The sequence below is a fragment of the Methylobacterium sp. 092160098-2 genome (genome assembly GCF_028920805.1).
Taxonomy (GTDB): domain Bacteria; phylum Pseudomonadota; class Alphaproteobacteria; order Rhizobiales; family Beijerinckiaceae; genus Methylobacterium; species Methylobacterium fujisawaense.
This window is the reverse complement of sequence record NZ_JAQPZJ010000001.1, coordinates 2,084,720-2,111,177: the sequence shown is the minus strand read 5'-3', so window position 1 is coordinate 2,111,177 and position 26,458 is coordinate 2,084,720. Positions and strand designations below refer to the sequence as shown.

At 71.7% G+C, this 26,458-nt stretch carries 21 protein-coding genes; 12 read left to right on the top strand and 9 right to left on the bottom strand.

The window, feature by feature from the left end; translation table 11 throughout:
* Positions 1-87: 87 nt before the first annotated feature.
* The 9 genes from PQI07_RS09970 (at position 88) to PQI07_RS09930 (ending at position 9,105) form a co-directional block, all read left to right on the top strand.
* Entirely contained in the window at positions 88-1,029 is a 942-nt protein-coding gene (locus PQI07_RS09970) for an ABC transporter permease (RefSeq protein ID WP_043350057.1), read from the top strand.
* A complete protein-coding gene (locus PQI07_RS09965) occupies positions 1,026-2,000 on the top strand; it encodes an ABC transporter permease (protein WP_043759643.1) in 975 nt (324 codons plus the stop codon). Before PQI07_RS09970 ends, PQI07_RS09965 begins: the two co-directional genes overlap by 4 nt.
* The gene (locus PQI07_RS09960) at positions 2,000-3,013 is read left to right on the top strand and encodes an ABC transporter ATP-binding protein (RefSeq protein WP_043350053.1); all 1,014 of its coding nucleotides are present in this window, start codon (positions 2,000-2,002) and stop codon (positions 3,011-3,013) included. The genes PQI07_RS09965 and PQI07_RS09960 overlap by 1 nt, the downstream gene beginning before the upstream one ends.
* A complete protein-coding gene (locus PQI07_RS09955; protein WP_274926543.1) occupies positions 3,010-4,026 on the top strand; it encodes an ABC transporter ATP-binding protein in 1,017 nt (338 codons plus the stop codon). The genes PQI07_RS09960 and PQI07_RS09955 overlap by 4 nt, the downstream gene beginning before the upstream one ends.
* A 133-nt stretch (positions 4,027-4,159) precedes the next feature.
* Entirely contained in the window at positions 4,160-5,299 is a 1,140-nt protein-coding gene (locus tag PQI07_RS09950; protein WP_274926542.1) for an amidohydrolase/deacetylase family metallohydrolase, read from the top strand.
* Between the two features lie 157 nt (positions 5,300-5,456).
* The gene (locus PQI07_RS09945) at positions 5,457-6,227 is read left to right on the top strand and encodes an ABC transporter ATP-binding protein (RefSeq protein ID WP_043350049.1); all 771 of its coding nucleotides are present in this window, start codon (positions 5,457-5,459) and stop codon (positions 6,225-6,227) included.
* Positions 6,220-7,143: an ABC transporter permease gene (locus PQI07_RS09940; RefSeq protein WP_051976149.1), complete on the top strand. Its 924-nt coding sequence runs from the start codon at positions 6,220-6,222 to the stop codon at positions 7,141-7,143. The genes PQI07_RS09945 and PQI07_RS09940 overlap by 8 nt, the downstream gene beginning before the upstream one ends.
* Before the next feature lie 172 nt (positions 7,144-7,315).
* A complete protein-coding gene (locus PQI07_RS09935; protein ID WP_043384759.1) occupies positions 7,316-8,404 on the top strand; it encodes a YeiH family protein in 1,089 nt (362 codons plus the stop codon).
* Positions 8,405-8,655: 251 nt separating this feature from the next.
* Positions 8,656-9,105 carry a Ros/MucR family transcriptional regulator gene (locus PQI07_RS09930; protein WP_043384757.1) on the top strand — a complete coding sequence of 150 codons (450 nt, stop codon included), beginning with the start codon at positions 8,656-8,658 and terminating at the stop codon, positions 9,103-9,105.
* Here PQI07_RS09930 and PQI07_RS09925 read toward each other — a convergent pair.
* The 6 genes from PQI07_RS09925 to PQI07_RS09900 all read right to left on the bottom strand — a co-directional run bounded on the left by PQI07_RS09925 (position 9,078) and on the right by PQI07_RS09900 (position 16,300).
* Positions 9,078-9,428, bottom strand: coding sequence for a hypothetical protein (locus tag PQI07_RS09925; RefSeq protein ID WP_043351624.1), 351 nt, complete (start codon positions 9,426-9,428; stop codon positions 9,078-9,080). The genes PQI07_RS09930 and PQI07_RS09925 overlap by 28 nt on opposite strands.
* A gap of 189 nt (positions 9,429-9,617) precedes the next feature.
* Positions 9,618-11,222: an ABC transporter ATP-binding protein gene (locus PQI07_RS09920; RefSeq protein ID WP_274926541.1), complete on the bottom strand. Its 1,605-nt coding sequence runs from the start codon at positions 11,220-11,222 to the stop codon at positions 9,618-9,620.
* A 3-nt stretch (positions 11,223-11,225) separates the two neighbouring features.
* Positions 11,226-12,647 (bottom strand): M20 family metallopeptidase, encoded by a 1,422-nt coding sequence (locus PQI07_RS09915; RefSeq protein ID WP_075381043.1) that lies wholly within the window; start codon positions 12,645-12,647, stop codon positions 11,226-11,228.
* 60 nt (positions 12,648-12,707) lie between these two features.
* Positions 12,708-13,643: an ABC transporter permease gene (locus PQI07_RS09910; protein ID WP_043351629.1), complete on the bottom strand. Its 936-nt coding sequence runs from the start codon at positions 13,641-13,643 to the stop codon at positions 12,708-12,710.
* 14 nt (positions 13,644-13,657) lie between these two features.
* Entirely contained in the window at positions 13,658-14,575 is a 918-nt protein-coding gene (locus PQI07_RS09905; protein WP_274926540.1) for an ABC transporter permease, read from the bottom strand.
* 192 nt (positions 14,576-14,767) lie between these two features.
* On the bottom strand, positions 14,768-16,300 hold the full coding sequence (locus PQI07_RS09900) for an ABC transporter substrate-binding protein (RefSeq protein WP_043759657.1): 1,533 nt from the start codon (positions 16,298-16,300) through the stop codon (positions 14,768-14,770).
* Positions 16,301-16,470: 170 nt separating this feature from the next.
* Between PQI07_RS09900 and PQI07_RS09895 the strand changes: the two genes are divergently transcribed.
* The gene (locus PQI07_RS09895) at positions 16,471-17,373 is read left to right on the top strand and encodes a LysR family transcriptional regulator (protein ID WP_043351634.1); all 903 of its coding nucleotides are present in this window, start codon (positions 16,471-16,473) and stop codon (positions 17,371-17,373) included.
* 27 nt (positions 17,374-17,400) lie between these two features.
* Here PQI07_RS09895 and PQI07_RS09890 read toward each other — a convergent pair whose 3' ends face one another.
* Positions 17,401-18,168 carry a CDP-diacylglycerol diphosphatase gene (locus PQI07_RS09890; protein ID WP_274926539.1) on the bottom strand — a complete coding sequence of 256 codons (768 nt, stop codon included), beginning with the start codon at positions 18,166-18,168 and terminating at the stop codon, positions 17,401-17,403.
* A gap of 166 nt (positions 18,169-18,334) precedes the next feature.
* Between PQI07_RS09890 and PQI07_RS09885 the strand changes: the two genes are divergently transcribed.
* Entirely contained in the window at positions 18,335-19,378 is a 1,044-nt protein-coding gene (locus PQI07_RS09885; protein ID WP_274927702.1) for a DUF2891 domain-containing protein, read from the top strand.
* Positions 19,379-19,519: 141 nt separating this feature from the next.
* Here the strand turns inward: PQI07_RS09885 and PQI07_RS09880 are convergent, their stop codons facing one another.
* Together PQI07_RS09880 and PQI07_RS09875 are read right to left on the bottom strand one after the other, a co-directional pair.
* A complete protein-coding gene (locus PQI07_RS09880; protein ID WP_274926538.1) occupies positions 19,520-19,825 on the bottom strand; it encodes a hypothetical protein in 306 nt (101 codons plus the stop codon).
* A 101-nt stretch (positions 19,826-19,926) separates the two neighbouring features.
* Entirely contained in the window at positions 19,927-22,779 is a 2,853-nt protein-coding gene (locus PQI07_RS09875) for a PAS domain-containing protein (RefSeq protein ID WP_274926537.1), read from the bottom strand.
* Positions 22,780-23,109: 330 nt separating this feature from the next.
* On the opposite strand from PQI07_RS09875, the gene PQI07_RS09870 reads away from it, so the two are divergent.
* Positions 23,110-26,403 carry a DEAD/DEAH box helicase gene (locus tag PQI07_RS09870; protein ID WP_274926536.1) on the top strand — a complete coding sequence of 1,098 codons (3,294 nt, stop codon included), beginning with the start codon at positions 23,110-23,112 and terminating at the stop codon, positions 26,401-26,403.
* Positions 26,404-26,458 lie beyond the last annotated feature (55 nt).

Here is a 26,458-nt window from a genome sequence, read left to right as displayed (position 1 = left end):
CCTTCGGCGGCCACCCTCCCCCGCAGAGGGGGGAGGGGGTGCGGCGGCGCCCGCCGCGCCCTTCGTCCCACGGCCTAGCGAGGACCCATGCTCGGCTATATCGGCAGGCGCATCCTCGCCACCATCCCGGTCATGGCGGTGGTCGGGCTGTTCGTCTTCAGCCTCCTCTACTTCGCCCCCGGCGATCCGGCGGCGATCATCGCGGGCGACCAGGCGACGCCCGACGACGTCGCCCGGATCCGCGCCACGCTGGGCCTCGACCGGCCGTTCCTGGTGCGGTTCTGGGAATGGTCCTGGCAGATCCTCCACGGGGATCTCGGCACCTCGATCTTCACCAACCTGCCGGTCACCACCATGATCGGCCAGCGCGTGCAGCCCACCGTCTCGCTGATGCTGGTCACCCTGGTCTTCGCCATCGTGGTGGCGGTGCCGCTCGGCGTCGTCGCCGCCTGGAAGGCCGGCAGCCTGATCGACCGCCTCGTGATGGGCCTCGCCGTGACGGGATTCTCGGTCCCGGTCTTCGTGGTCGGCTACGTGCTCGCCTACGTCTTCGCCCTCGAACTCGGCTGGCTGCCCGTGCAGGGCTACACGCCGATCGAGCAGGGCCTGTGGCCCTGGCTGTCCAACCTGATCCTGCCGGCGGTGACGCTCGGCCTCGTCTACATCGCGCTGATCGCCCGGGTGACCCGGGCGACCATGCTCGACGTGCTCCAGCAGGATTACGTCCGCACCGCCCGGGCCAAGGGGCTGGGGCAGGGGCCGGTCCTGTTCGTCCACGCCCTCAAGAACGCCGCGGTGCCGATCGTAACCGTCATCGGCATCGGCATCGCCCTGCTGATCGGCGGCGCGGTGGTGACCGAGACGGTCTTCGCGATTCCCGGACTCGGGCGCCTCACCGTCGATGCGATCCTGCGGCGCGACTACCCGGTCATCCAGGGCGTCGTCCTGCTGTTCAGCTTCGTCTACGTGCTGGTGAACCTCGCCATCGACCTCTTCTACACCGTGCTCGACCCGAGGATCCGCTATTGACCGCGACCGTCGCGCCCTTCCCCAGCAGCGCCCCGCAGGCGGGGACCCCGTCCGAGGCGACCGCCCCCAAGGCGCCCCCGCCGCCGGGCCTCGCCATCGCGGCGCCGCTGCCCGACGTGTTCCCGGCCCGCAAGCGCCGGGGCCCGGTCTGGACCTATATCCGCCGCAACCCGACCATCGTGGTCGGGGGCGTGCTGCTCCTCGTCGTCTTCCTGATGGCTTTGCTGGCGCCGTATCTCGGCACCGTCGACCCGACCGCCCTGGCGCCCGCCAAGCGCACCCGGGCTCCGTCCGCGCAATACTGGTTCGGCACCGACATGCTCGGCCGCGACGTCTACTCGCGGGTGGTCTACGGAGCCCGGGTCTCGCTGCTGGTCGGCTTCTCGGTGGCGTTCCTCGCCTCGATCGCCGGCCTCGCGGTCGGCCTCGTCTCCGGCATGGTGCGCTGGCTCGACGGGATCGTCATGCGGGTCGTCGACGGCATGATGTCGATCCCGCCGATCCTGCTCGCGGTGGCGCTGATGGCGCTCACCCGCGGCTCGGTCCAGAACGTGATCATCGCGATCACCATCGCGGAGATCCCGCGGGTCGCCCGCCTCGTGCGCGGCGTGGTCCTGTCCCTGCGCGAGCAGCCCTATGTCGAGGCGGCGGTGACCACGGGCACGCGGATGCCGGCGATCATCTGGCGCCACATCCTGCCCAACACGCTGGCGCCCATGACCGTGCAGGCGACCTACATCTGCGCCTCCGCGATGATCACCGAGGCGATCCTGTCGTTCATCGGCGCGGGCGTGCCGCCCTCGACGCCGTCCTGGGGCAACATCATGGCCGAGGGCCGGGCCCTCTGGCAGGTGAAGTTCTACATCATCCTGTTCCCGGCGATCTTCCTCTCGATGACGGTGCTGGCCGTGAACCTCGTCGGCGACGGCCTGCGCGACGCCCTCGATCCCCGCATGGCGAAAGACGTCTGATGAGGACCGGCAGCATGAGCGGCGCACCCCTCCTGTCGATCGAGAACCTGCAGGTCCATTTCCGCACCCCCGACGGGGTGAACCGGGCGGTGGACGGGGTCTCGTTCGCGATCCAGTCGGGGGAGACCCTGGCGATCGTCGGCGAATCCGGCTGCGGCAAGTCCGTGACGTCCATGTCGATCCTGCGGCTCCTGCCCGAGCCGCCGGCCCGCATCGCCGGCGCCATCAAGTTCGAGGGGACCAACCTCCTCGACCTGCCCAACAGCGCCATGCGCAAGATCCGCGGCAACGACATCAGCGTGATCTTCCAGGAGCCGATGACCTCGCTGAACCCGGTCCTGACGGTCGGCCGCCAGATCGGCGAGACCCTGCGCCTGCACCAGGGGCTCGGCCGACGCGAGGCCGAGGAGCGGGCAATCGAGATGCTGACGCTGGTCGGCATCCCCGAGCCGCGGCGCCGGGTGCGGGAATACCCGCACCAGCTCTCCGGCGGCATGCGCCAGCGGGTGATGATCGCCATCGCGCTCGCCTGCTCGCCCAAGCTCCTGATCGCCGACGAGCCGACCACGGCGCTCGACGTGACCATCCAGGCCCAGATCCTCGACCTGATGCGCGATCTGAAGGCCCGGGTCGGTGCCGCGATCATGCTGATCACGCACGATCTCGGGGTGGTGGCCGAGGTCGCCGACCGGGTGGTGGTGATGTATGCCGGCCGCAAGGTCGAGGAGGCGCCGGTCCGCGACCTGTTCCGGGCGCCCCGCCATCCCTACACGCGGGGCCTGATGGGGGCGGTGCCGAAGCTCGGCGCCGTCGAGCACGGGGCCGACGCGCGGCTCGCCGAGATCCCCGGCATGGTGCCGAGCCTGAAGGGCCGGATCGAGGGCTGCGTCTTCGCCGGGCGCTGCCCGGACGTCACCGACCTGTGCCGCGCCTACGCCCCGGCCCTGGAGCCGAAGGCGCCGGGCCACCTCGCCGCCTGCCACTACGCGCCGAAGGACGCCCTCGCGGCATGAGCGCCACGCCCGCACCCGCCGCCCGCACCCTGCTGGAGGTCAACGACCTCAAGAAGCACTTTTCCCTCGGCGGCGGCCTGTTCGGCCGGTCGACCCGCGTGCTGAAGGCCGTGGACGGCCTGTCCTTCACGGTGGCCCGGGGCGAGACCCTCTCCCTCGTCGGCGAATCCGGCTGCGGCAAGTCCACCGTCGCCAAGGCGCTGATGCGTCTCTACGCGCCCACCGCCGGACAGGTGGTGCTCGACGGGCGGCGCATCGACGACCTCTCGGCCGGAGCGCTCCGGCCCCTGCGGCGCCACATCCAGATGGTGTTCCAGGACCCGTTCTCGTCCCTCAACCCGCGGATGCGGGTGCGGGCGATCCTGGCCGAGCCGATCCGCAATTTCGGCCTCGCCCGCAATGCCGCCGATCTGGAGGCGAAGCTCGCCAGCCTGATGGAGCGGGTCGGCCTGCCCCGCGAGGCGCTGGGCCGGTTCCCACACGAGTTCTCGGGGGGGCAGCGCCAGCGCATCGGCATCGCCCGGGCGCTCGCCGCCGAGCCGGACCTGATCATCTGCGACGAGGCGGTCTCGGCGCTCGACGTCTCCGTGAAGGCGCAGATCGTCAACCTGCTGCGGGATCTTCAGCGCGAGCTCGACCTCGCCATGCTGTTCATCTCCCACGACCTCGCCATCGTCGAGCACATGACCCACCGGGTGGCGGTGATGTATCTCGGCAAGATCGTCGAGATCGGGCCACGCCGCGATCTGTTCCTGGCCCCGAAGCACCCCTACACGCAGGCCCTGCTCTCGGCGGTGCCGATCCCCGAGCCCGGGGCCGGGCGCACCCGCATCGTGCTCAAGGGCGACGTGCCGAGCCCGATCAACCCGCCCTCCGGCTGCCGCTTCCACACCCGCTGCCCGCACGCCTTCGACCGCTGCCGGACCGAGGTGCCCGGCCTCGACGCGGTGGGCACCGGCCATTTCGCCGCCTGCCACCTCAACGACGCGGCCGCGCCGGCCCGGGCGGCCTGACGGAGCCGTCTTTGCGAGCGCAGCGAAGCAACCCGGTGCGGCGCGCGATCCCCGAGCGTGGCGGATCCCTGGGTCGCTTCGCTGCGCGCGCGATGACGGATCGGATCCCTGCAGACGGCTTTTGGAGACAACCGTGCAGCACGACCTCATCCTGAAGGGCGCGCGGGTCATCGACCCGTCGCAGAACCACGACGGGATCTGCGACGTCGCCTTCGCGGACGGACGGGTCTCGGGCTTCGGCCGCGACCTGCCGGCCGGCCCGGGCACGCAGGTCCGCGAGATGGAAGGCGCCATCGTCACGCCGGGCCTGATCGACCTGCACACCCATGTCTATTGGGGCGGCACGTCGCTGGGCATCGACGCCGACGAATTCTGCCGCACCTCCGGGGTGACCACCTCGGTGGATACCGGCAGCGCGGGACCCGGCAACTTCGCGGGCTTCCGCAGCCACGTGATCGAGCGGTCGCAGGCGCGGATCCTCGCCTACCTGCACGTCTCCTTCGCGGGCATCTTCGGGTTCTCGAAGACCATCATGGTCGGCGAGAGCGAGGATCCGCGGCTGATGGCGCCCCGGGAGGCCGTGGAGGTCGCCGAGGCCAACCGGGACGTGATCGTCGGCATCAAGGTCCGGGTCGGGCGCCACGCCTCCGGCGACCAGGGCACCGCGCCGCTGGACATTGCCCTGCAGGTCGCCGAGGAGACCGGCCTGCCGCTGATGGCCCATATCGACGAGCCGCCGCCGAGCTACGAGGCCGTGCTCGCCATGCTGCGCCCCGGCGACGTGCTGACCCACGCCTTCCGGCCCTTCCCGAACTCGCCCGTGACCGCGCAGGGGGCCGTGAAGCCGGCGCTGCGCGAGGCGCGGGCGCGGGGGGTGCTGTTCGACATCGGCCACGGCAAGGGCTCCTTCGCCTTCCGGACGGCGCGGGCCATGCTGGCGGGGGGCTTCCTGCCGGACACGATCTCGTCCGACGTGCACCAGCTCTGCATCGAGGGGCCGGCCTTCGACCAGGTCACCACCATGTCGAAGATGCTCTGCCTCGGCATGAGCCTCACCGACGTCATCGCCGCCTCCACGGTGAACGCCGCCGTGGCGCTGAAGCGTATGGAATACGGGACCCTGAAGGTCGGGGCGCTGGGCGACGCCACCGTGCTGGCGGTGCGGGACGGGGCCTTCGACTACGTCGACACGCGGGGGGAGACCATGACCGGCGCCCAGCGGATCACCGCCGAGGGCGTGGTGCTGAAGGGCCGGTGGTGGCATCCGGCCTGACCGCGCCGGGACCGGACCCGCAGGTCCTCAGTCCGATCGCATACAGAATATCGACCTTTACAGCCTCTTCGGCGGCCCGATACACTTTCCCGTGAGGGGCGGGCCATCGCCGGCCCTCTGCGACACGCGGTCGAAGCTGCGGCGCCAGGGAGGATGGATGGACACGGGTCAGCCTCTGCTGGAGGTCGACGGCGTCACACTCCGCTACAAGACGCCCGAGCACCTCGTCACCGCCACCTACCGGGTGAGCTTCCGGGTCTGGCCCGGGGACCGGTTCGTCCTGCTCGGGCCCTCCGGCTGCGGGAAGTCGACCCTGCTCAAGGCGGTGGGCGGCTACATGGCCCCCACCGAGGGCGAGATCCGCCTGAAGGGCCGCCCGGTCACCGAGCCCGGCCCCGACCGGATGATGGTGTTCCAGGAATTCGACCAGCTCCTGCCCTGGAAGACCGTGCGGCAGAACGTGGTCTTCGCGCTGGAAGCCTCGGGCCGGCTCAAGGGCCGGGAGGCCCTGGACCGGGCCAACCTCTACATCGACAAGGTCAATCTCACGAAGTTCGCCGACAGCTATCCCCACACCCTGTCGGGCGGGATGAAGCAGCGCGTCGCCATCGCCCGCGGCATGGCCATGGAGCCCGACATCCTGCTGATGGACGAGCCCTTCGCGGCGCTCGACGCGCTCACCCGGCGGCGCATGCAGGACGAGCTGCTGATGCTGTGGGAGGGCACGCGCTTCACCGTGCTGTTCGTCACCCACTCGATCCCGGAGGCGATCAAGGTCGGCTCCCGCATCCTGCTGCTCTCGCCCCATCCCGGCGAGGTGAAGGCCGAACTCAACAGCGCCGAATCCCCGGAGGCGGCGCTGCAGCTGGAGAGCCGGATCCAGCACATGCTGTTCTCGGAAGAGATCGAGGAGGCCGAGAATGTCTAGCGCGCAAGCCCTGACCGGCGCCCCGCTGACCGGCGTCGCGCCGCGCCTGACGCCCGTGGAATCCGGCCGCCCCGAGATCGTGCGCGAGACCGGCCACGCCCATGGCGCCACGGTGGTGGAGAAGCCCCTGTCGCTCGCCGAGCGGCTCTACAACCAGGCCTGGCTGCGTAAGATCGTGATCCTCGTCCTCCTGGCCGGGATCTGGGAGGCCTACGGGCGCTACCTCGACAACGACCTGCTGTTCCCGACCTTCTCGGCCACCGTGGAGGCCTTCTTTCGGGGTATCGCGGACGGCACGCTGCCGGCCCGCGCCTGGTCGTCGCTCAAGGTGCTGCTCATGGGCTACGCCGCCGGCATCGCCCTGGCGACCGTGCTCACGGGCCTCGCCATCGCGTCGCGGATCGGGACCGATCTGCTCGAGACCCTGACGTCGATGTTCAACCCGCTGCCGGCCATCGCGCTGCTGCCCCTGGCGCTGATCTGGTTCGGCCTGGGCAACGGCAGCCTGATCTTCGTGCTGGTCCACTCGGTGACCTGGGCGATCGCGCTGAACACCCATTCCGGCTTCCTGTCGGTGAGCCGGACGCTGAAGATGGTCGGGCGCAATTACGGGCTGTCGGGGCCGCGGCTGATCGGCAAGATCCTGATCCCGGCGGCCTTTCCCGCGATCCTCACCGGGCTGAAGGTCGGCTGGGCCTTCGCGTGGCGCACCCTGATCGCCGCCGAGCTGGTCTTCGGCGTGTCGTCCGGGGCGGGCGGGCTCGGCTGGTTCATCTTCGAGAACAAGAACATGCTCGACATCCCGAACGTGTTCGCCGGTCTGCTCACCGTCATCCTGATCGGCCTCGTGGTCGAGAACCTGATCTTCCAGACGATCGAGCGGCGCACCGTCCAGCGCTGGGGCATGCAGGCCTGAGGCGCCGCGGCGCCCGACGACCGGGAGCGTCCCGGCGCGCGGTCGGGTCCAGCACGTGTTTAGATGCGTCTTCTCGAACGCTGCCTGAATAGAGAAGTAATTTCTCTTTTGCGCGGGTGCGACGAACGTTTTCTTCCTATAAGCTCCGTCGACGACCGCGGAGTCCGATCCTGTGAGCCTCGAATCCTCTTCCCAGGCAGCCCCGACGCCGGCGCTTCCCGAGCGGGGCGGCCGGTCGGATACGGCCGCCTCGGTCCTGCCCGGCATCGGCCTGTGCGCGGCGATCACCGCGGTGGCGATGGCCGCGCAGGCGCTGGAGGAGCGGGTCGCCGGCCATCCCTATATCGAGGCCCTGGTCCTGGCGATCCTGGTCGGCATCGCGGTGCGCACCGCCTGGACGCCCCCGGCCCGGTTCCGAACCGGCATCGCCTTCTCGGCCAAGCAGCTCCTCGAAGTCGCCGTCGTGCTGCTCGGCGCCTCCCTGAGCCTCGGGGCGATCCTCGCCTCCGGCCCGGCGCTGCTGGCCGGCATCGTCGGGACCGTGGTCCTCGGCATCGCCGCCAGCGTGGCGATCTGCCGGGTGCTGGGCCTGCCGGCCCGGATGGCGATCCTCGTCGCCTGCGGCAACGCCATCTGCGGCAACTCGGCCATCGCCGCGGTGGCGCCGGTGATCGGAGCGGAGCCGAAGGACATCGCCGCCGCCATCGCCTTCACGGCGGTGCTCGGGGTGCTGATGGTGCTCGGCCTGCCGCTGTTCGTGCCGCTCGCCGGCATGACCGACAACCAGTACGGCGTGCTGGCGGGGCTCACCGTCTACGCGGTGCCGCAGGTGCTGGCCGCGACCGTGCCGGTGAGCCTGCTGTCGACCCAGGTCGGAACCCTGGTGAAGCTCGTCCGCGTGCTGATGCTCGGCCCGGTCGTGGTGGCGTTCTCGCTGATCGCGCCCCGGCTGCCGCAGGCGGCGGGGGCGCCGGGCGCGCCGGCCCGTCCCGGCCTCACCAAGCTCGTGCCCTGGTTCATTGTCGGCTTCCTGGCCCTGGCCACTCTGCGCTCCCTGGGCCTCGTCCCGGATGCCGCGGTGAAGCCGCTGACCCAGCTCGCCGGCGTGCTCACGGTCCTGTCCATGGCCGCCCTGGGGCTCGGGGTCGACGTGCGGGTTCTCGCCCGGGTCGGCGGCCGGGTCACCCTCGCGGTCATCGCCTCCCTCGCCGTCCTGATCGTCCTCAGCCTCACGCTGATCCGCGTCCTCGGGATCGGCTGACGCCGCGCCGTCCTGCGCTCCGGCCGGATGTGGCGCGGTATTTCCCGGCCTGTGCGCGTCCGGCGCCTGTAACCGGGGCAGGATCGGCATCTTTGTGCAGGTGACGGATCCTTTTCGCGGGCGATCGCGCCCGTTCGGATCGAAAAGCCCTTTCGGTGATCGACTGTCTTTCAAGACCGTCTTGACACATCCGCGATTTTTGCTTTGGAACCACGTCCATCGTCGTCGAAAGCTTCGGATGGACTCGCGCAGTGCCTGAACAGAATCCCGAGAGCCGCCTCCGGTTGGTCACGTTGGTCGGCGAGATCGTCGCCGCCTACGTCTCGAACAATTCCGTTCCGCCGACGGCGCTGCCGGAGCTGATGGCGAGCGTGCATGGAGCGCTGGCGGCCCTCGACGGGCAACCGGCTGCCCCGGCGGAACCGGCCGTGGAGCGGCCGACGCCGGCACAGATCCGGAAGTCGGTCCAGGAGGACGGCATCGTCAGCTTCATCGACGGCCGGACCTACAAGACCCTGAAGCGCCATCTCACCGCCCACGGCCTCACGCCGGAGCGGTATCGCGAGCGCTACGGCCTGCCGGAGGATTACCCGATGACCGCGCCCGGCTACGCCGCGCAGCGCTCCGCGCTCGCCAAGGCGATCGGCCTCGGCGTGCCCGGCGGGCGCAGCGATCAGCGCAGGACCGGCACCGGCGGCTGATCGGCGGCGCGGCGGGAGCCCGGTGGCGGCGCGCTCTCGGCCTTGCGGCTCTGGAACGGAAGCACCTGCGCGGGGCCCGGGACGGACCTGCCGAGCGCGGCGCGGTCCGGACGCCCGAACGTGTCGGCCCAGCTCAGCTTGATCACGTGGCAATCCGGAGCCGCGGACGTGGTCTCCTCCGCGGGGGGCGGTGCCTTGCGGTTGCCGGCGCTGATCCAGCGCACGATCCGGTGCTCGCGCCCGCGGCGCAGCGCCGGCGGTCCATCCGGCGCGCTGCGCCGGCGGATCGCTTGCCTGTCGTCGGTCCTGTCTGAGATCGACACGCTGAATCACCCCGTCCGCAGTCGGGGCGGGAGCGAGGACGGATAGCGGGTGCAGCCGTGGATCCGTCGGGGTGCTCCACCCGCGACAACGGCGCTATCCTACTGAACTTGCAGGGGCCGGACAGGGCGGTCCCGTCCAAAAAACTTGTCTCTGCGTCCCAGATTGGCCCGGTCCCGGCCCCGGCGGGCTCAGGAGGCGTGCGCGCCCGGCACCGCCGCGAGGAGGCTGCGGGTGTAGGCGTGCTCCGGCGCGGCGAACAGCTCCGCGGTGCCCCGCATCTCCACGATGGCGCCGTGGTGCATCACGGCGATCCGGTCGCAGATCGTGGCGGCCACCCGCAGGTCGTGAGTGATGAACAGCATCGCCAGGGACAGACGCTGCTTCAGATCCTCCAGCAGGTCCAGCACCTGCCGCTGGACCGAGACGTCGAGCGCCGAGACCGCCTCGTCGGCCACCAGCACGTCCGGCTCCATGGCGAGCGCCCGGGCGATGCCGATGCGCTGGCGTTGCCCGCCCGAGAAGGCGTTCGGGTAGCGGGCGGCGGCCTTCGGATCGAGGCCGACGAGGTCGAGGAGGTTTCGGGCTCGCTCCCGGGCCTCGGCGGCCGGGACCCCATGGGCGATCGGCCCCGCCGTGATGATCTGCTCCACGGTGCGCCGCGGGTTCAGCGACGCGAACGGGTCCTGGAAGATCATCTGGATGCGGCTGCGCTTGTCGCGCAGGGCCGTCTTGCCGAGGGCCGTGTAGTCGAGGTCCCCCAGCCGGACCGTGCCGCCGTCGGGCTCGATCAGGCGGATTGCGAGCCGCGCCGTGGTCGACTTGCCCGAGCCCGACTCGCCCACGATTCCAAGGGTCTCGCCGCGGCGGACGTCGAACGAAACTTCCTTGACTGCCGCCACGACCCGCGGCTTGCCGAACAGGCCGGAGCGCCCGGAATAGGTCTTGGACAGCCCAGTCACCGAGAGGGCGACCGGGGCCGCCGCGAGGGGCGCGCGCGGCGGCGGCGTGAGGCTCGGGACGGCGGCGAGCAACGCCTTGGTGTAGGGCGCCTGCGGATTGCGCAGCACCGCCTCGGCCGTGCCGGATTCCACGAGCCGGCCGCGCTGGAGCACCGCCACGTGGTCGGCGATCTCCGCCACCACGCCGAAATCGTGGGTGATGAACAGGACGCTCATCCCGCGCTTCCGCTGCAGGTCGCGGATCAGCCGGAGGATCTGGGCCTGGGTGGTGACGTCGAGGGCCGTGGTCGGCTCGTCGGCGACCAGCACCGAGGGCTCCAGCGCCAGCGCCATGGCGATCATCGCCCGCTGCCGCTGGCCGCCGGAAAGCTGGTGCGGGTAGGCCCGCACCGCCTCTTCCGGGTTCGGCAGGCCGACCTCGGTGGCGAGCGCCACCGCCCGGGCCCAGCGCTCGCTCCGGCTGAGCAGGTTGTGCGCCTCGAACATCTCGGCGATCTGGTCGCCGACCCGCATCACCGGGTTCAGCGCCGTCATCGGCTCCTGGAACACCATGGCGATGCGCCGGCCCCGCAGCGACCGCCACGCGGGCTCGTCGAGGGTCAGGAGATCCCGGCCCTCGAACAGGATCGTGCCGGCCGTCGGCTTCAGCGCCCGGGGCAGGAGGCCGGTCAGCGCGTAGGCGCTCATCGACTTGCCCGAGCCCGATTCCCCGACCACGCACAGGATCTTCCCGGCCTCGAGGTCGAGGTTCAGGCCCTCGACCGCGTGCGGGCGGTCGGCGCCCTTGGGGAGCGCGATCGTCAGATCGCGGATGCGGACGACCGGCGCGCTCATGGTTCAGGCCCTCGCTTTGCGGCGACGGAGGATGTCGGGTCCGGCCTCACCCAGATCCCAGAACAGGCCGGCCATGATCGCCAGGCCCTCGCGGGTGCCGGAGGCGAGCATGTGCTCGTCGGGCCCGTGCTGGCGGCAGGCCGGGTAGGAATGCGGCACCCAGAGGGTCGGCAGGCCCAAAATCTCCGAGAAGGCGTCGTTCGGCAACGAGCCGCCGAGATTGGGCAGCAGCGCCGGTTTTTTGCCCGAGCTCGCCTCGATCGACTGGAGCGCCCACTCGACCCAGGGGTCCTCGACGGGGAGACGTGTCGCCTGGAACACCTCCGCGGCGCGGGCCGGACGGACCTCGATCATCGGGAAGCCGTGGGCATCGAGATGGGCGCGGACGTTCGGGATCAGGTTCTGCCAATCGGTGCCGACCACGAAGCGCAGTTGCAGGGTCGCCTTGGCGTGGGGCGGGACAGCGTTGAGCGGGCCGTCCGGATCGCCGGTCTTGAAGGCCAGCACCTCCAGGGTGTTCCAGGCGAAGACCCGCTCGGCCGGACTCAGGCCCGGTTCGCCCCAGTCGGCATCGATCGTGGGCGCGGTCGGGTCCTCGCCGACGCGGATGTCGGCGAGCGCCGCGCGCACGCCCTCGGGGATCGGCGGCGGCCGCAGGGCGTCCACTAGGATGCTGCCCCGCGCGTCGACCATCGAGGCGATCGCCGAGGCCAGCACCGTGCCGGGGTTGCGCAGCAGGCCGCCCCAGTTGCCGGAATGGTGCGGGCCCTCGCGCAGGTTGAGGCTCAGCTCGAAATTGTAGGCGCCGCGGGAGCCCAGGAACAGGGTCGGGCGCTCGCCGTTGAGGCGGGGTCCGTCCGAGGCGATCAGCACGTCCGAGCGGAGGGAATCGGCCTGTTCCCGGCAGAACGGCCGCAGGCCCGGGGAGCCCGATTCCTCGCCCATCTCGATCAGGAGCTTCACGTTGAAGCCGAGATGGCCCTCGCGGGCCGCGATCACCTGCTCCAGGGCGGCGAGGTTGAGGACGTGCTGGCCCTTGTTGTCGGCGGTGCCGCGCCCGTACCAGCGGTCACCCTCGACCACGATCTCCCAGGGGCCGAGGCCCGCGCGCCACTGCTCGGGATAGCCCCGCACCGTGTCGCCGTGGCCGTAGATCAGCACGGTCGGCAGCTCCGCGCCCTCGCGCCGCTCGGCGATCAGGAACGGGCCGTGCACCCCGTCCGGGTTCGGGAAGATTTTTGGAGTTTCAAACCCGAGCCGGCTGACCAGTGGCGCGATGAAGCTTTCGAGGTAGGCGCGGAGCGCCGCCTCCTGGCCGGGGGCCTGGCTCTCGGTGGGCATCGCCACCGCCTCCCGCAGGAGGGCGAGGAACGCGCCCGAATCGAAAGCCTCCGTGGCGCGCGCGATGGCGGCGTCTCGCGTCATGGTGTGTTTCCCGTGAAACATTTTGGTAACCTGTCGACGGGCCCTGGCCCGGCGAAGCCGTCAGTTGCGCGCCTCGGGGGCGGTGATGTCGCGCAGGCCGTCGCCCAGGAGGTTGATCGCCAGCACGAGGAGGAGGAGCGCCACGCCCGGGATGGTGATCACCCAGGGCTGGAAGAACATGTACTGCTTGCCCTCGGCGATCATCAGGCCCCAGGAGGGCAGGGGCGGCTGGACGCCGAGGCCGAGGAACGACAGCGCGGCCTCCAGCAGGATCGCGTGGGCCATCTCCAGGGTCGCCACGACGATCAGGGCGTTCATGATGTTGGGCAGGATCTCCTGGCGGAGGATCCGCAGGTCGGTCAGACCCGCGGCGCGGGCGGCCGAGACGAAGTCCTGGTTGCGGATCTGCTGGGTCGCGGCCCGGGTCACCACGGCGAAGCGGTCCCAGAGCAGGAAGCCCAGTACCAGCACCACCACCTTCAGGGAGCCGCCGACCAGGGCCGCCATGGCGAGCGCCACCAGCACCACCGGCATGGCGAGCCGCGTGGTCACCACGTAGCTGACCACGGAGTCGACCCAGCCGCCGAAATAGCCGGCGCACAGGCCGAGCACCGTGCCGATCAGCCCCGAGATCAGCGCCGCCGAGATCCCGATCAGGAGGGAGATCTGGCCGCCGTAGAGCAGGCGGCTCAGGTAGTCGCGGCCGAGCTTGTCGGTGCCGAGCACGTGGTCCCAGGTGCCCTTGGCCTGCCAGACCGGCGGGATCAGGCGGCGGGACACGTCCTGCGCGTAGGGGTCGTGCGGCGCGATGAGCGGGGCGGCGAGCGCCGCCAGCACGATCAGCCCGAGGATTCCGGCCCCGATCAGGAAGCCGGTGTGGCGCAGGCCCCGCCGCAGGATCAGGCGGGTGGGGGAGGGCACCGCCGCCAGCGCGACCGGCGCGTCCGGGGGCAAAGCGGGGGCGGCGAGCGCCGCCGTGTCGGGGGGGAGGCTCATGGCGATCTCCGTCCTCAGGCCTGGCGCAGGCGCGGATCGAGGAAGGCGTTCAGGAGGTCGGCGGCGAGCGTCAGGCCGATGTAGATCATGGCCAGAACCAGCACGATCGCCTGGACGACCGGGAAGTCGTTGCGGGCGATGGATTCCCAGGCGAGCTGGCCAAGGCCCTGGAGCGAGAACACCGCCTCGATCACGATCGAGCCGCCGAGCATGAAGCCGAACTGCACCGCCGACAGGGCGATCACCGGGATCACGGCGTTGCGCAGCGCGTGCCGCACCAGGATTTTTCTGGGCGGCAATCCCTTGGCGCGGGCGGTGCGGACGTAGTCGGAGGCCAGCACCTCCAGCATGCCGTTGCGGGTGAGCCGCATCACGGCGGGCATCGCGTAGTAGCCGAGCGCCACCGCGGGCAGGACGAAGTTCTTCCACGTGGCGTTGCCCGAGACCGGCAGCCAGCGGAGGTTCACGGAGAAGATCAGGATCAGCGTCAGGCCGAACCAGAAGCTCGGCATCGCCTGGCCGAGCACCGAGACGGCGAGCGCCGTCCGGTCGATCCAGGTGTCCCGCTTCACGGCGGCGACGACGCCCAGCGGGATCGCCACGAACAGGGCCACGCCGAGCGCGATGATGCCGAGATAGAGGGTGATCGGCAGGCGGGCGGCCAGCAGGTCGATCACGCTCTCGCGGAAATAGAAGGAGTTGCCGAAATCGAGGTGCAAAGCCCGCCAGCCCCAGGTGAGGAACTGGGTCAGCAGCGGCTGGTCCAGGCCGTAATCCTGGCGGATCTGGGCGATCTGCGGCCCGGTGGCCTCCGGGCCGGCGATCGCGGTCGCGAGGTCGCCCGAGAGGTGGAGGAGCAGGAAGCTCGCCACCGAGACCGTGAAGGCCACCGCCAGGGCGACCAGCACGCGCCGGAACGTGAAGGCCAGCATGGGCTCAGGCTCCCTTTCGGCGATGCGGACCGGATCGGCTCCCGTCGTCGGAACCCGGCTGGATCGCGGGTCCCCTCTCCCGTGCGGGAGAGGGACAGGGTGAGGGGTGCGACCTCTCCGGGAAGACCTGATCCCTCACCCCAACCCTCTCCCGCACGGGAGAGGGAGCCGGTCGCGCCAAGACCACCATCCTCACTTCCACGACGCCGCGTAGAAGCGCGGCACCTCGTCGGGCTGGGCGGTGAAGTTCAGGTCCGACGTGAAGGCGTAGTTGGTCGAGTAGGAGAACATCGGCAGGGCATAGGCCTCTCCGGCGATCCGCTGCAGCGCCTTGGCGTAGGCGGCCTTGCGCGTCTCCGGATCGGTGGAGCCGTCGCCCTTCTGGAGATCGGCGATCACCTGCGGATCCTTGGTCAGATCCTCCTCGCCGCCGCGGAAATACACCCCGTCGAAGGCCGAGACGTCGTTGACCGAGAACGACCCCCAGGTCTGGTAGCCGATCGAGGTCTTTCCGGCCCGCAGCGCGTCGCGGAAGGCGGCGTAGCGCAGGTAGTTCAGCCGCGCCTTGATGCCGACGGCGCCGAGATAGCCGATCACCGCCTCGGCGTAGTCGCGCTCGCGATAGGCGCCGAGATCGATCTCGAACCCGTTCGGGTAGCCGGCGTCCTTGAGCAGCGCCTTGGCCTTGGCGGGGTCGTAGGCGTAGCGCGGCACGCCCTGGTCGGTGCAGCCGAACTGGTCGACGAAGCACAGCGCGTTCATCACCCGCGAGGCGCCGCGCACGAGGTTGTCGACCATCGCCTTGCGGTCGATGGCGTAGGAGATCGCCTGCCGGACGCGCACGTCCTTGAGCGGCGAGTTCTCCTTGGCGCGGCCCAGCGTGTCGAATTGCAGGAAGCCGACCCGCATCGTCTCGGAGTTGAGGACCGTGATGTTGGGCGCGGCGCGCAGCTGCTCGGCCTGGTCGCTCGGCACCCGCCAGATCCAGTCGACGCCGCCGGTCATCAGCTCGGCCATCCGGCTCTCGCCGTCCGGGATGACGCGGAACTGCAGCTTGCCGATCTTCGGCTTACCCAGCGGACTGCCGGCCCAGTACTTGTCGAACCGCTCCATGGAGACGCCGCGGCCGCTGTCGACCTTGGTGATCCGGTACGGGCCGCTGCCGACCGGCGCCTTGGCGAAGCCGTCGAGACCGACCTTCTTGAAGTAATTGGCCGGGAAGATCGGGGTCGGGCCGGCGAGGTATTCCAGCGCTGCCGGGAACGGCGCCTTGAGGTGGATGCGGACCGTATGCGGGCCCGTGACCTCCACCGACTTCATCCAGTCGACGTTCTGGCGGGTGACCGTGCGCGCCTCGGGCGTCAGCACGTAGTTGAACGTGAAGGCCACGTCCTCCGGCCCGAGCGGGTCGCCGTTGTGGAAGACCACGCCCTCGCGGATCGTGAGATCCAGGGTCGTGTCGTCCGCCCAGGTCCAGGCGGTCGCCAGCATCGGCTTGTAGGTGCCGTCCTTCTGGTCGCGGTACAGCAGGGTGTCCCAGCAGTTCCGGGCCAGGATCACACCCTCGCGGGCGCTGTTGTGATACGGGCTGACATTCTCCGGCTCGCTGTCCGAGGCGTAGACCAGGGTGTCGTCGGCCTTCCCGGCCAGTGCCGGATGCGCGGCGATCAGGGTCGCGAACGAGGCGGCGAGGGTCGCGGCCCGGGTGAGAATCCGTAGCGGCATGCGGTCTCCGACGGCGCGGCGGACAGGTCCGGCGGATCGATCCGCGGCTGCCGCGTTTTTCACCCTGCCATGGTGTTGTGCATCTGGGATCGCAACAAGTAGAATTTGGCGAGTGCTGCGTTGCCGTATTGGCAATGTGCATGGCAGCATACAGCGTATCGAGCACGATAATGCAGACGACGGGCCTGCGCTACTTCCTGGCCGTGGCCCGCACCGGCTCGATCGCGGCGGCCTCGGCCCAGCTCAACGTGGCCGCCTCGGCGATCAGCCGGCAGATCGCCAACCTGGAGGCCGAGCTCGACTGCGTGCTGTTCGAGCGGCGCCCGCGCGGCATGGTGCCGAGCCCGGCCGGGGAGCTGCTGGCGCAGCACGCCCATCAGGTGCTGATCCGCTCCGAGCAGGTGGTCACCGAGATCCGGGAGCTGGAAGGGCTCGCCCGCGGGCTGATCCGGGTCGCCTGCTCCGAGGGCTTCTCCCTCGACATCGTGCCGAACGCGATCGCGGCCTTCCACGCGGCCCATCCCGGCATCCGCTTCGAGGTCACGGTCCAGCCCCCGGCCCAGGTCACCCAGACGGTGGCAGTGGGGGATGCCGATCTCGGGATCACCTTCGCGCTGACACCCACCGCGCAGGTCGAGGTGCTCTACGACGGGCAGGTCGACATGCTGGCGCTGGCCGCGCCCGACCATCCCCTCGCGCGGGCGCCCGCCCTGCGCCTCGCCGACCTGCTGGACTATCCCGTCGCCCTGCCGACCCGGGACACGACCCTGCGGCAGGTCTTCGACGCCGCCTGCGCGCACGAGGGCATCGCAGTGGAGCCGGTGCTGACCTCAAACAATCTCTCGGCGCTGCTGCCCTTCGTGCGGCGCTCCCGCGGCATCGCCCTGATGTCGGCGCTGTCGGTGCAGACGCCCCTGCGGCTCAACGAGCTTGTCAGCCTGCCGATCCAGTCCCGGACGAGCCTCGCCCGGGGCGTGAAGATCCAGGCGATGCGCGACCGGCGGCTGCCGAAGGCGGTGCGGGCATTCCTGCGCCAGCTGCTCGACGCGCTGCCGCCGCCGCGATCGCCGTGACCCTCGGCACGCTCGGCCCGCGACCGCTCAGGCGCCGCTCCGGTCAGCCGCGAGCCGACAGCTGTGGTCCATGACGTCCTCGGCGCTGGCACTCGGCGCCCGGTAGGCCAGCAGGATGTAGCCCGGCTCGGGATCGCCCGGGGGCGTGGCGAGCGCCGCGAAGCTCGTCCGGTGCAGGTCCGGCCGGGCGCCCGGCAGGGTGTGCAGGGCCGCGAACGGGTTGAACTGCGCGGCCTCCGCCTCCGGCACGCGCAGGGCGTAGTAGCGGTCGCCGGCCAGTGGCACCGGGAAGCGGCTCCAGGTGTGGCGCACCTGCCGGCCGTGCGCCCGGACCGCCTTGAGCACGCTCGGCTTCAGGCAGTCGAGATGGATGTGCAGCTGGTCCTGGCTGCGGCCCCGGGCCGAGTTGACCGCCAGCGCGACCTCCGCGGGGGACAGCTTCCCTTTCAGCACGTCCGACACGAGCGGCCGCGCCGCCAGGGCCGCCCGCCAGTAGGCGGCGCCCCGCGGCCCGCGCAGGACCGGTGCCTCCAGGCCCGCCACGGTGTCGGTGGGCATGACGACGCTGTGGGTCGGCTCGCCGGGGGCGCGCAGCACCGCCGAGCCCGGACGATCCGCGTCGCCCAGGTCGACCGAGAGGCACGGGAAGGTCCGGTTGGCGAGCCGCTTGGCGAGCACGCAGGTCTTCAGTGCCGCCCACAGGACGTCGCGGCTCGGATCGGGGGCGGCCGCGGCCGGGACCGCGGCCATCGCGGAGAGCGCCACGAGGAGGGCGGCGAACGGCGCGCGGCGCATGAGGGCTCCCCGATCGAGCCGGCGCGGCGCGTCGGCTTGGCCGTCCCGCAATAGCCGATCCGGGGCCCTGCCGGCAAAGGATCCGGAGACGCTGACGCCGCACCGGAAAACCCGCTATGCCGGCCGCTTCGCCGCCCCGGAGGCCCGCGATGACGCCATGCCCGCGATGACGACCGCGCTCACCCCCGACATCGCCGCGCGCTTCGCCGCGGTCGCCCTGGGCCACGTCGCCCGCGAATATCCGAACAAGCCCGGGCACGTCCTGGCCGGTCCGGCGGATGCCCGCACCCCCGCGGCCCTGCACCCGGCCTTCCACGGCAGCTACGACTGGCATTCCTGCGTCCACGGCACCTGGCTGCTGGCGCGCGTGCTGCGCCTGTACCCGGACGGCCCCCAGGCCCCGGCGATCCGCGCCCGGCTCGACGCGCAGCTGACCCCCGAGACGGTGGCGGGGGAATGCGCCTACTTCGCCGCCCCGACCGCCCGGGGCTTCGAGCGGCCCTACGGCTGGGGCTGGCTCCTGAAGCTCGCCGACGAACTCTCTGCGCTCCCCGAGCGCCGCTGGTCCGAGGCCCTGGCGCCGCTGGCCGGGATGATCGCGCAGCGGTTCCGGGACTTCCTGCCGGTCGCCGTCTATCCGGTACGGGTCGGGACCCATTTCAACACCGCCTTCGCGCTGCGCCTGGCGGCCGATTACGCGGAGGGCGCGGGGGATGCCGGGCTGACCGCCCTGCTGCGCGACACAGCCGAGCGCTGGTACGGGGCGGACACGGACTGCCCGGCCTGGGGCGAGCCCGGCGGCGACGACTTCCTGTCCTCCGCGCTGATCGAGGCCGAATGCATGCGCCGGCTGCTGCCCCCCGCGCGTTTCGCGCCCTGGTTCGACCGGTTCCTGCCCGATCTCCCGGCGTCCCGGCCCGCGACCCTGTTCCGCCCGGCCCGCGTGACCGACCGCTCGGACGGCAAGATCGCGCATCTCGACGGGCTGAATCTCAGCCGCGCATGGTGCTTCCGCGCGCTGGCCGCGGCCCTCGATGCGGACGATCCCCGCCGGCCGCTCCTGGGCGCGGCCGCGGAGGATCACCTCGCGGTGGGGCTCCCGCACGTCACCGGCGACTACATGGGCGAGCACTGGCTCGCGACCTTCGCGGTCCTGGCCCTGGAGGCGGGGCCGGACGGCGACCCGGATGATATTCTAAGAGAAACTTGAGAACTCTTCGCTCCGGGTCAGGCTGGGGAAGGGGACCGACAATAAAAAAAGACCGCCCTCAAGAGAACGGTCCGAAAGTCTAGGGAGGAAACGCCCGAGCGGGGCGGCCGGACAATGCGGTCGGCACCGTCTGGCCCGGCATCAACTCGACACAGGTGGTCTTGTTCCTGGATCCGGAACGCCGCGTCGCAACGGCAATGCGCCCGTCATCGGAGCGATTCCGACCGGCCGGCGCAGATCTCCGGGGCCAAACTCGGCGCGGTAGGTCCGCTCCAGCGTCATCAGGTTCCGCAGGGGCGCTTCGGCGAGGTCGAGGAGCCGCGCATCGCGCCAGCGCAGCTTGCGGCCGAGGTGGCGACGGAACCAGCGCCCGCGCTCCTCCTCGACGAGCAGGATCAGCTTGCCGGTCCAGGTCCGGCGGAACCAGAAGCGTCCGGTCAGCGGCATGGCGGTCTCGCGCCCCGATTGTCGAGGCGAATACAATACATCCAGTCCGGTGTGGCCCAAAATGCTTAGGTTAGAATGCGGACGAATTCGGGCGAAGGCGGTTAAGGATCGCGCGCCCCGTCAGCGCCGCCCGGCTGCGGCGCCGGGGCGGCCGGCTGCCCGCCGCGCTTCGCCGTCTCGTAGAGGACCTGGGCGAGCTGCTCGGCGGAGTAGGGCTTGCGCACGAGGGTGAAGCCGTGGGCGTCGTCCGTGGCCAGGATGTGGCTGTAGCCCGAGGTCAGCACCACCGGCAGGTCGGGACGGTCGGCCTGGAGCTGCCGGGCGAGGGCGAAGCCGCCCATCCCCGGCATGACCACGTCGGAGAAGACCACGTCGAAGCGGTCGGGCGTCCGCCCGAGTTCGCCCAGCGCCTCCTCGGCGGATTTCGCCCAGACCGGGGCATGGCCCAGATCCTCCAGGATCTGGGTGCAGAACCGGCCGACCCCGAGATTGTCCTCCACGACGAGGATGCACAGGCCCCGCCGCGGTTCCGCCGCCCGGCGGCGGTCGCGGTCGGCCTCGGCGACCTCTGCGGGCGCCTCGACCTGGGGCAGGTAGAGCGAGAAGGTCGTGCCGCGCCCGAGCGCGCTCGCCACGTCGATGTCGCCGCCCGACTGCTTGGCGAAGCCGATGACCTGGCTGAGGCCGAGGCCGGTGCCCTTGCCGATCTCCTTGGTGGTGAAGAACGGCTCGAAGATCCGCCCCAGATCGGCGTCCGGGATGCCGTCGCCGGTATCGGAAACCCGCACGGCCACGAACGGCCCCGGCGCGCCGGCATGCCCGCGGATCGGCGGCATCGGGCACTCGCCCTCCAGGCGCAGGGTCAGGCTGCCTTCCCCACGCATGGCGTCGCGGGCGTTGACCGCCATGTTGATCAGCGCGGTCTCGAACTGGCTCTCGTCGGCGCGCACGAAGCGGGGCGTCTCCGGCAGCTCGATGATGACGCGGATGCGCGCGCCGGTGACCGAGTCGAGCATGTCGGCGATGCTGCGCAGGCGCGCGCCGATGTCGAAGACCTGGGGCTTCAGCGCCTGGCGCCGGGCGAAGGCGAGGAGCTGGCCGGTGAGCTTGGCCGCGCGGTCCACGGTGTCGGAGACCGCGTCGACGTAGCGGCGGCGGCGCTCCTCAGCGAGGTCGGGCCGGCGCAGGAATTCCATGGAGGACCGGATGATGGTCAGGAGGTTGTTGAAGTCGTGGGCCACCCCGCCGGTGAGCTGGCCGATGGCCTCCAGCTTCTGCGATTGCCGCAGGGCCTCCTCGGCCTGCCGCTGCTCGGTGATGTCGCGCCCGAAGCCGTAGAACAGCCCGTCCTCCGGCACGACGGTCCAGAGCACCCGGCGCCGGTCGCCGGCGCGGGTCAGACAGGAGAGTTCGACATCCTCGACCCGGCTCTCGTCGCAGAGGGGCCGCAGCGCCGCCTGCGCGGCCGCCCGCTCCGGGGCGGCCACGAAGTCGAGGGCGGCCCGGCCCAGGGTCTCGGCCTCCGACCAGCCGAGCGCCCGGCTCCAGGACGGGTTCGCCGACTGGACCCGCCCGTCCCGGTCCGCGACGAGCTTCAGCACCGGCGACAGCGTCCAGACCCGGTCGCGGTCGCGGGTCTGGGCGGCGACCTGCGCTTCGAGGCGCTCCGCCCGGGACTGGAGCAGCGCCTCGATCCGCTTCCGCTCCGAGACGTCGTGGGCGAAGACGTAGAACCCGTCGACCCCTCCGTCCGCTCCCCGGCGCGGCAGGTAGCGGGTGTCGGCGACGCGGGTCTCGCCGTTCGGGAGCGTCCAGGTCCATTCCCGGCGGATCTCCTGCCCGGCCAGCACCCGCTCGAAGGCGGCCTGCCGCATCGCGAAGGCCTCGGGACCGATGAGCATCCGCACGGTCTGCCCGACGACCTCGGAGGGCCTGCAGCCGGTCCAGGACTCGTAGGCGGCGTTGGCGAACCGATAGGTGAGGCTGCGGTCGATGAAGGCGATCAGGACCGGCATCGCGTCCGCGACCAGCCGGAGTTCCGCCTCCCGGGCGCGGAGCGCGATCTCGCTCCGGCGGCGCTCGGTGATGTCGTTGAACAGGATCGCGACGCGGTTCCGGCCCGGCCCGTCGACCCGGTAGGCGTGCACGTCGTACCAGCGGTCGAGGGCCTTGGCGGCCTGCTCGACGCGGACCGGCTCGCCGGTCAGGGCGACGCGGCCGTAGAGGTCGAACCAGCATTGCTCGTGATCGGGGGCGATGTCCCGCATCCACCGCCCCACCACGTCCGTCAGGCCGGTCTGCCGCTCGAAGGCGGGATTGGCCTCCAGGAAGCGGTAATCGACCGCCCGGCCGTCTTCGAACGTCAGCTCGACCAGGCAGAAGCCGGCATCGATGAAGGTGAAGAGCGAGCGGTAGCGCTCCTCGTTCCGGCGCAGGGCGGCCTCGGCATTCCGGGTATCCAGCTGCGTCATCACCGTCCGGGCGAGCGCCTTGAGGATGAAGATCTGCTGGTCGGTCAGGGTGCGCGGGACGCGGTCGAGGACGCAGAGCGTCCCGATGGCCCAGCCGTCCGGCGTCACCAGGGGCACGCCGGCGTAGAAGCGCAGGTGCGGCTCGCCGGCCACGAGCGGATTGGCGGCGCGGTCCGGCAGCGCGGCCAGATCGGGCAGCACGAGGACGCCGTCCTCGCGCATGGCCTCGGTGCAGAAGCCGAAATCGAGCGGCATCGCCCGCGCGGGGTGGCCGAACGCGGCCTTGATCCACTGCCGGTCGGCATCGACGAAATTGATGTGGGCCATCGGCGTGCCGCAGGCCTGGGCGGCCATCTCGGCGATCTCGTCGAACGCGCGCTCCGGCGGCGTGTCGAGGATGGCGTAGGCGCGCAAGGCGGCGAGCCGCTGGGGATGCTCGGGCTCGAAACCCGACGGGCGGGATATTGTCTCGGTCTGCGACACGGGACCGTCATAGCGTAAGCGCCCGCGCCTCCCTAATGAAACTCTGCCTCACGGGCCCGGCGGCGCGACCAGCCCAAGCATTCCGCGACAGTCCATTAGTCGACATTCGCATCGGATCGTCGGCGACAACATGGTTTCACAGGCGCCGGCCAAGTCTTGTCCGGGCCGGCGATCCCGTCCGGGCGCCCGCTGCGGTGTCTTCGTGATCTGTGCCGGCGCGGACCGCACCGGAGGCCGCGCGGTCACGGCTGTGGATCGGATCGCCGCGGCCGGGAGCCCGCGGGGGCGGTGCGGCGTTGCCGGCTCAAGAGGGACGGGTTCGGATCAGGCATGGCCAAGCGCAGGACGAAGGCGGGCGCCCATCAGGGCTTGGAGGATGCGCCGCTGATGCCCACCGGCGCCCTGGCGGTGGCGCTCCTGGCCTATGCCGAGGGCCCCGGTCCGGTGGTGCATGTCGCCCGGGATGCCCGCCGCCTCGAGGACCTCGCCGCGACCCTCCGGGCGCTGGATCCCGACGCGCAGGTCGCGATCTATCCCGAATGGGACTGCCTGCCCTTCGACCACGCCTCGCCGTCGCGGGCCATGATGGGCGCCCGGGCCGCGGTGCTGCGCTGGCTGACCGACCGGGAGGCGCTGCCGGATTTCGTGCTGACCACCGCCCCCGCCCTCGTGCAGCGCGTACCGCCGCCGGAGACCTGGGCCTCGGCCCGCGTGACCCTGCGGGTCGGCGACCCCCTCGACGTCGCCGCCGCGACCGCCGACCTGAAGCGCCTCGGCTACATCCTCGACGAACGGGTCGACGAGCCCGGCGAGATCGCCGTCCGCGGCCGCACCGTCGAGGTGTTCCCCGCCGCCGCGCCGCGGCCCTGCCGGATCGAGCACGCGGAGGGGCGCGTCACGGCGATCCGCTCCTACGACCCGATCTCGCAGCGCTCGGTGGCCGAGGCGGACGAACTCGTCATCGATCCCGCCACCGAGATCATCCTGGAGCCCGGATCCGGCCAGAGCTTCGAGCCCTTCACCGGCCAGGAGCATCGCCTGGACCGCTATTACCCCCGCCTCGTCACCCTCTTGGACTACGTGCCCGGCGCGCGCCTCGCGGTCGAGGACGGCACGCAGGCCCGGGTCGACGCCTTCTTCGAGCAGATGGACGAGGCGCGGGGCCGGCTGACCGCCCGCGACGCGCAGGGGCAGCCCGGCGCCGCCCTCTATCTGACGCCGGAGGCGTGGCGCGCCATCGTGGCGGCGCACGGCCGGCTTGCCGTCACCGAGGCGGCCGGGGAGCCCCGGGCCATGCCGACCTTCGCCGGCGAGCGCCGGCCGGGAACGGCCTTCGCCAAGGTCCTGCGCGAGCGGCTGAAGGCCGGCGACGTCGTCGTGCTCGCCGGCTCGGTCCGGCCGCTCCGGCGCCTCGTGCGCCAGGCGGGCAAGATCGCCGAGCGCCCGATCCGGCTGATCGACGCCTGGGCCGACGTCGCCGAGGCGGCACCCGGCGACGTCCTCGCCCTGGAGGCGCCGCTGGCGGCCGGCTTCCGGGTGCCCGAGCAGGGCGCGACCGTGATCGCCGCCGCCGACCTGTTCGGCCCGGAGGCCGCCGTCACGGGCGGCGCCCGGGCGATCCTGCCCATGGGCGAGGTCGACCTGCGCCCCGGCGACGTGGCCGTCGACCGGGATCACGGCCTGTGCGTGTTCGAGGGGCTGGAGGCGGTGACGACCCGGGGCGAGGAGCCCTCCGAGGCCCTGCGCCTGCGCTTTTCCGGCGACGCGATCCTGATGGTGCCGGTGACCCAGGCCGACCGGATCTGGCGCTACGGTCCGGAGCCCGACGCCGTCACCCTCGACAAGCTCGACGGCGGCACGTGGCCCCGGCGCCGCCTGGAGGCCGAGGCCACCATGGCGCGGACCGCCCGCCTGATGCTGGAGGCCGCCCGCGCCCGCCGGGAGACGGAGGCGCCGGTCCTGTCGCCCCCGGCCCGGGACATGGAGCGGTTCGCCGCGGGCTTCGGCTTCGCGCCGACGCCCGATCAGGCGGCTGCGGTCGATGCGCTGATGGCCGACCTCGCCTCTGGCCGGCCGATGGACCGGCTGGTCTGCGGCGATGTCGGCTTCGGCAAGACCGAGGTGGCGCTCCGGGCGCTCGCGGCCGCGATCTTCTCCGGCCGGCAGGCGGCGCTGATCGCCCCGACCACCGTGCTGGCCCGCCAGCATGCCGAGACCCTGCGCCGCCGCTTCGGGCGGTTCGGCGTGGAGGTGGCGCAGCTCTCGCGCCTCGTGGCGCCGGCCGAGGCCAAGCGCGTCAAGGCGGGGCTCGCCGACGGCACGATCCGGCTCGTGGTCGGCACCCACGCGCTCGCCGGCAGCGGGGTGTCCTTCGCGGATCTCGGCCTGACCGTGATCGACGAGGAGCAGCGCTTCGGCGCGAAGATGAAGGCCGACCTGCGCCGCCTCGCGGATGGCGGCCACGTCCTGACGCTCACCGCGACCCCGATCCCGCGCACGCTCCAGGCGGCGCTCGTCGGCCTCCAGAGCCTCAGCGTGCTGGCCACGCCGCCGGCGTTGCGCCAGCCGGTCCGGACCGTGGTGGCGCCCTTCGACGCCGAGGCGGTCCGCGAGGCACTGATCCGCGAGCACCGCCGGGGCGGCCAGAGCTTCGTGGTCTGCCCGCGGATCGAGGATATCGGCCCCATGGCCGAGCGGCTGCGCGCCCTCGTGCCGGGCCTCGACATCCTGGTGGCGCACGGGGATCTCAAGCCCTCCGCCATGGACGAGGTCATGGTCCGCTTCGCGGATGGCGACGGCGACGTCCTGCTCGCCACCGCCATCGTGGAGAGCGGTCTCGACGTGCCCCGGGCCAACACCATGCTGGTCTGGGAGGCCGCCCGGTTCGGGCTGGCGCAGCTCCACCAGCTCCGGGGCCGCGTCGGCCGCGGCCAGCGGCGCGGCACCGTCCATCTGCTGAGCGACCCGGCAGCGCCGCCCCCGGCGGCGGCGCTCCAGCGCCTGCGGGCCCTGGAGGCCCTGGACCGCCTCGGCGCCGGCTTCGCGGTCAGCGCCCGGGACCTCGATCTGCGCGGCGCCGGCGACCTCGTCGGCGAGGATCAGGCGGGTCACGCCAAGCTCGTCGGGCTCGGGCTCTACCAGCACCTGCTGCAGCTGGCGCTCACCGCCGCCAAGGGCGAGCGCGCCGAGGATTGGAGCCCCGAGATCGAACTCGGTCTGCCGAGCCGCATTCCCGAGGATTACGTCCCCGAGCCCGAGATCCGCCTCAGCCTCTACACGCGCCTCCTGCGCTTGCAGGATCCCGAGGCGATCGAAGCGTTGGCCGGCGAGGTCGAGGACCGGTTCGGCGCGGCCCCCGCGCCGGTGCTCGCCCTGTTCGACCTAGCGCGGCTGCGCGCATCCTGCTGCGCGCTGGGCGTCGCCCGGCTCCGGGGCGGCCCGCAGGGCGTCGCGGCCGATCTGCGGCCGGACCGGCCGCTGCCCGCGATGGCCGCCGAGGCGGACGTCATCCTGCGCAAGGGACGGGTGGTGTGGAAGCGGCCCTGCCCGGATTCCGCCGGGTGCGCGGCGTTGGCGGCCGACCTCCTGGAGCGCATCCGCGCCGCCCGGGAGCGCGCCGGCTGAGCGCGCCGCCGATCTGCGGTCGATCTTGCGCCGGGCGCTTCAAACCGTCACAGCC

Coding starts and splice junctions, on each gene's coding strand:
- PQI07_RS09945 (WP_043350049.1), top strand. CDS start 5,457: ATGGACACGGGTCAGCCTCTGCTGGAGGTCGACGGCGTCACACTCCGC.
- PQI07_RS09880 (WP_274926538.1), bottom strand. CDS start 19,825: ATGCCGCTGACCGGACGCTTCTGGTTCCGCCGGACCTGGACCGGCAAG.
- PQI07_RS09895 (WP_043351634.1), top strand. CDS start 16,471: ATGCAGACGACGGGCCTGCGCTACTTCCTGGCCGTGGCCCGCACCGGC.
- PQI07_RS09870 (WP_274926536.1), top strand. CDS start 23,110: ATGGCCAAGCGCAGGACGAAGGCGGGCGCCCATCAGGGCTTGGAGGAT.
- PQI07_RS09955 (WP_274926543.1), top strand. CDS start 3,010: ATGAGCGCCACGCCCGCACCCGCCGCCCGCACCCTGCTGGAGGTCAAC.
- PQI07_RS09900 (WP_043759657.1), bottom strand. CDS start 16,300: ATGCCGCTACGGATTCTCACCCGGGCCGCGACCCTCGCCGCCTCGTTC.
- PQI07_RS09885 (WP_274927702.1), top strand. CDS start 18,335: ATGACGACCGCGCTCACCCCCGACATCGCCGCGCGCTTCGCCGCGGTC.
- PQI07_RS09915 (WP_075381043.1), bottom strand. CDS start 12,647: ATGACGCGAGACGCCGCCATCGCGCGCGCCACGGAGGCTTTCGATTCG.
- PQI07_RS09920 (WP_274926541.1), bottom strand. CDS start 11,222: ATGAGCGCGCCGGTCGTCCGCATCCGCGATCTGACGATCGCGCTCCCC.
- PQI07_RS09905 (WP_274926540.1), bottom strand. CDS start 14,575: ATGCTGGCCTTCACGTTCCGGCGCGTGCTGGTCGCCCTGGCGGTGGCC.
- PQI07_RS09960 (WP_043350053.1), top strand. CDS start 2,000: ATGAGGACCGGCAGCATGAGCGGCGCACCCCTCCTGTCGATCGAGAAC.
- PQI07_RS09890 (WP_274926539.1), bottom strand. CDS start 18,168: ATGCGCCGCGCGCCGTTCGCCGCCCTCCTCGTGGCGCTCTCCGCGATG.
- PQI07_RS09940 (WP_051976149.1), top strand. CDS start 6,220: ATGTCTAGCGCGCAAGCCCTGACCGGCGCCCCGCTGACCGGCGTCGCG.
- PQI07_RS09970 (WP_043350057.1), top strand. CDS start 88: ATGCTCGGCTATATCGGCAGGCGCATCCTCGCCACCATCCCGGTCATG.
- PQI07_RS09910 (WP_043351629.1), bottom strand. CDS start 13,643: ATGAGCCTCCCCCCCGACACGGCGGCGCTCGCCGCCCCCGCTTTGCCC.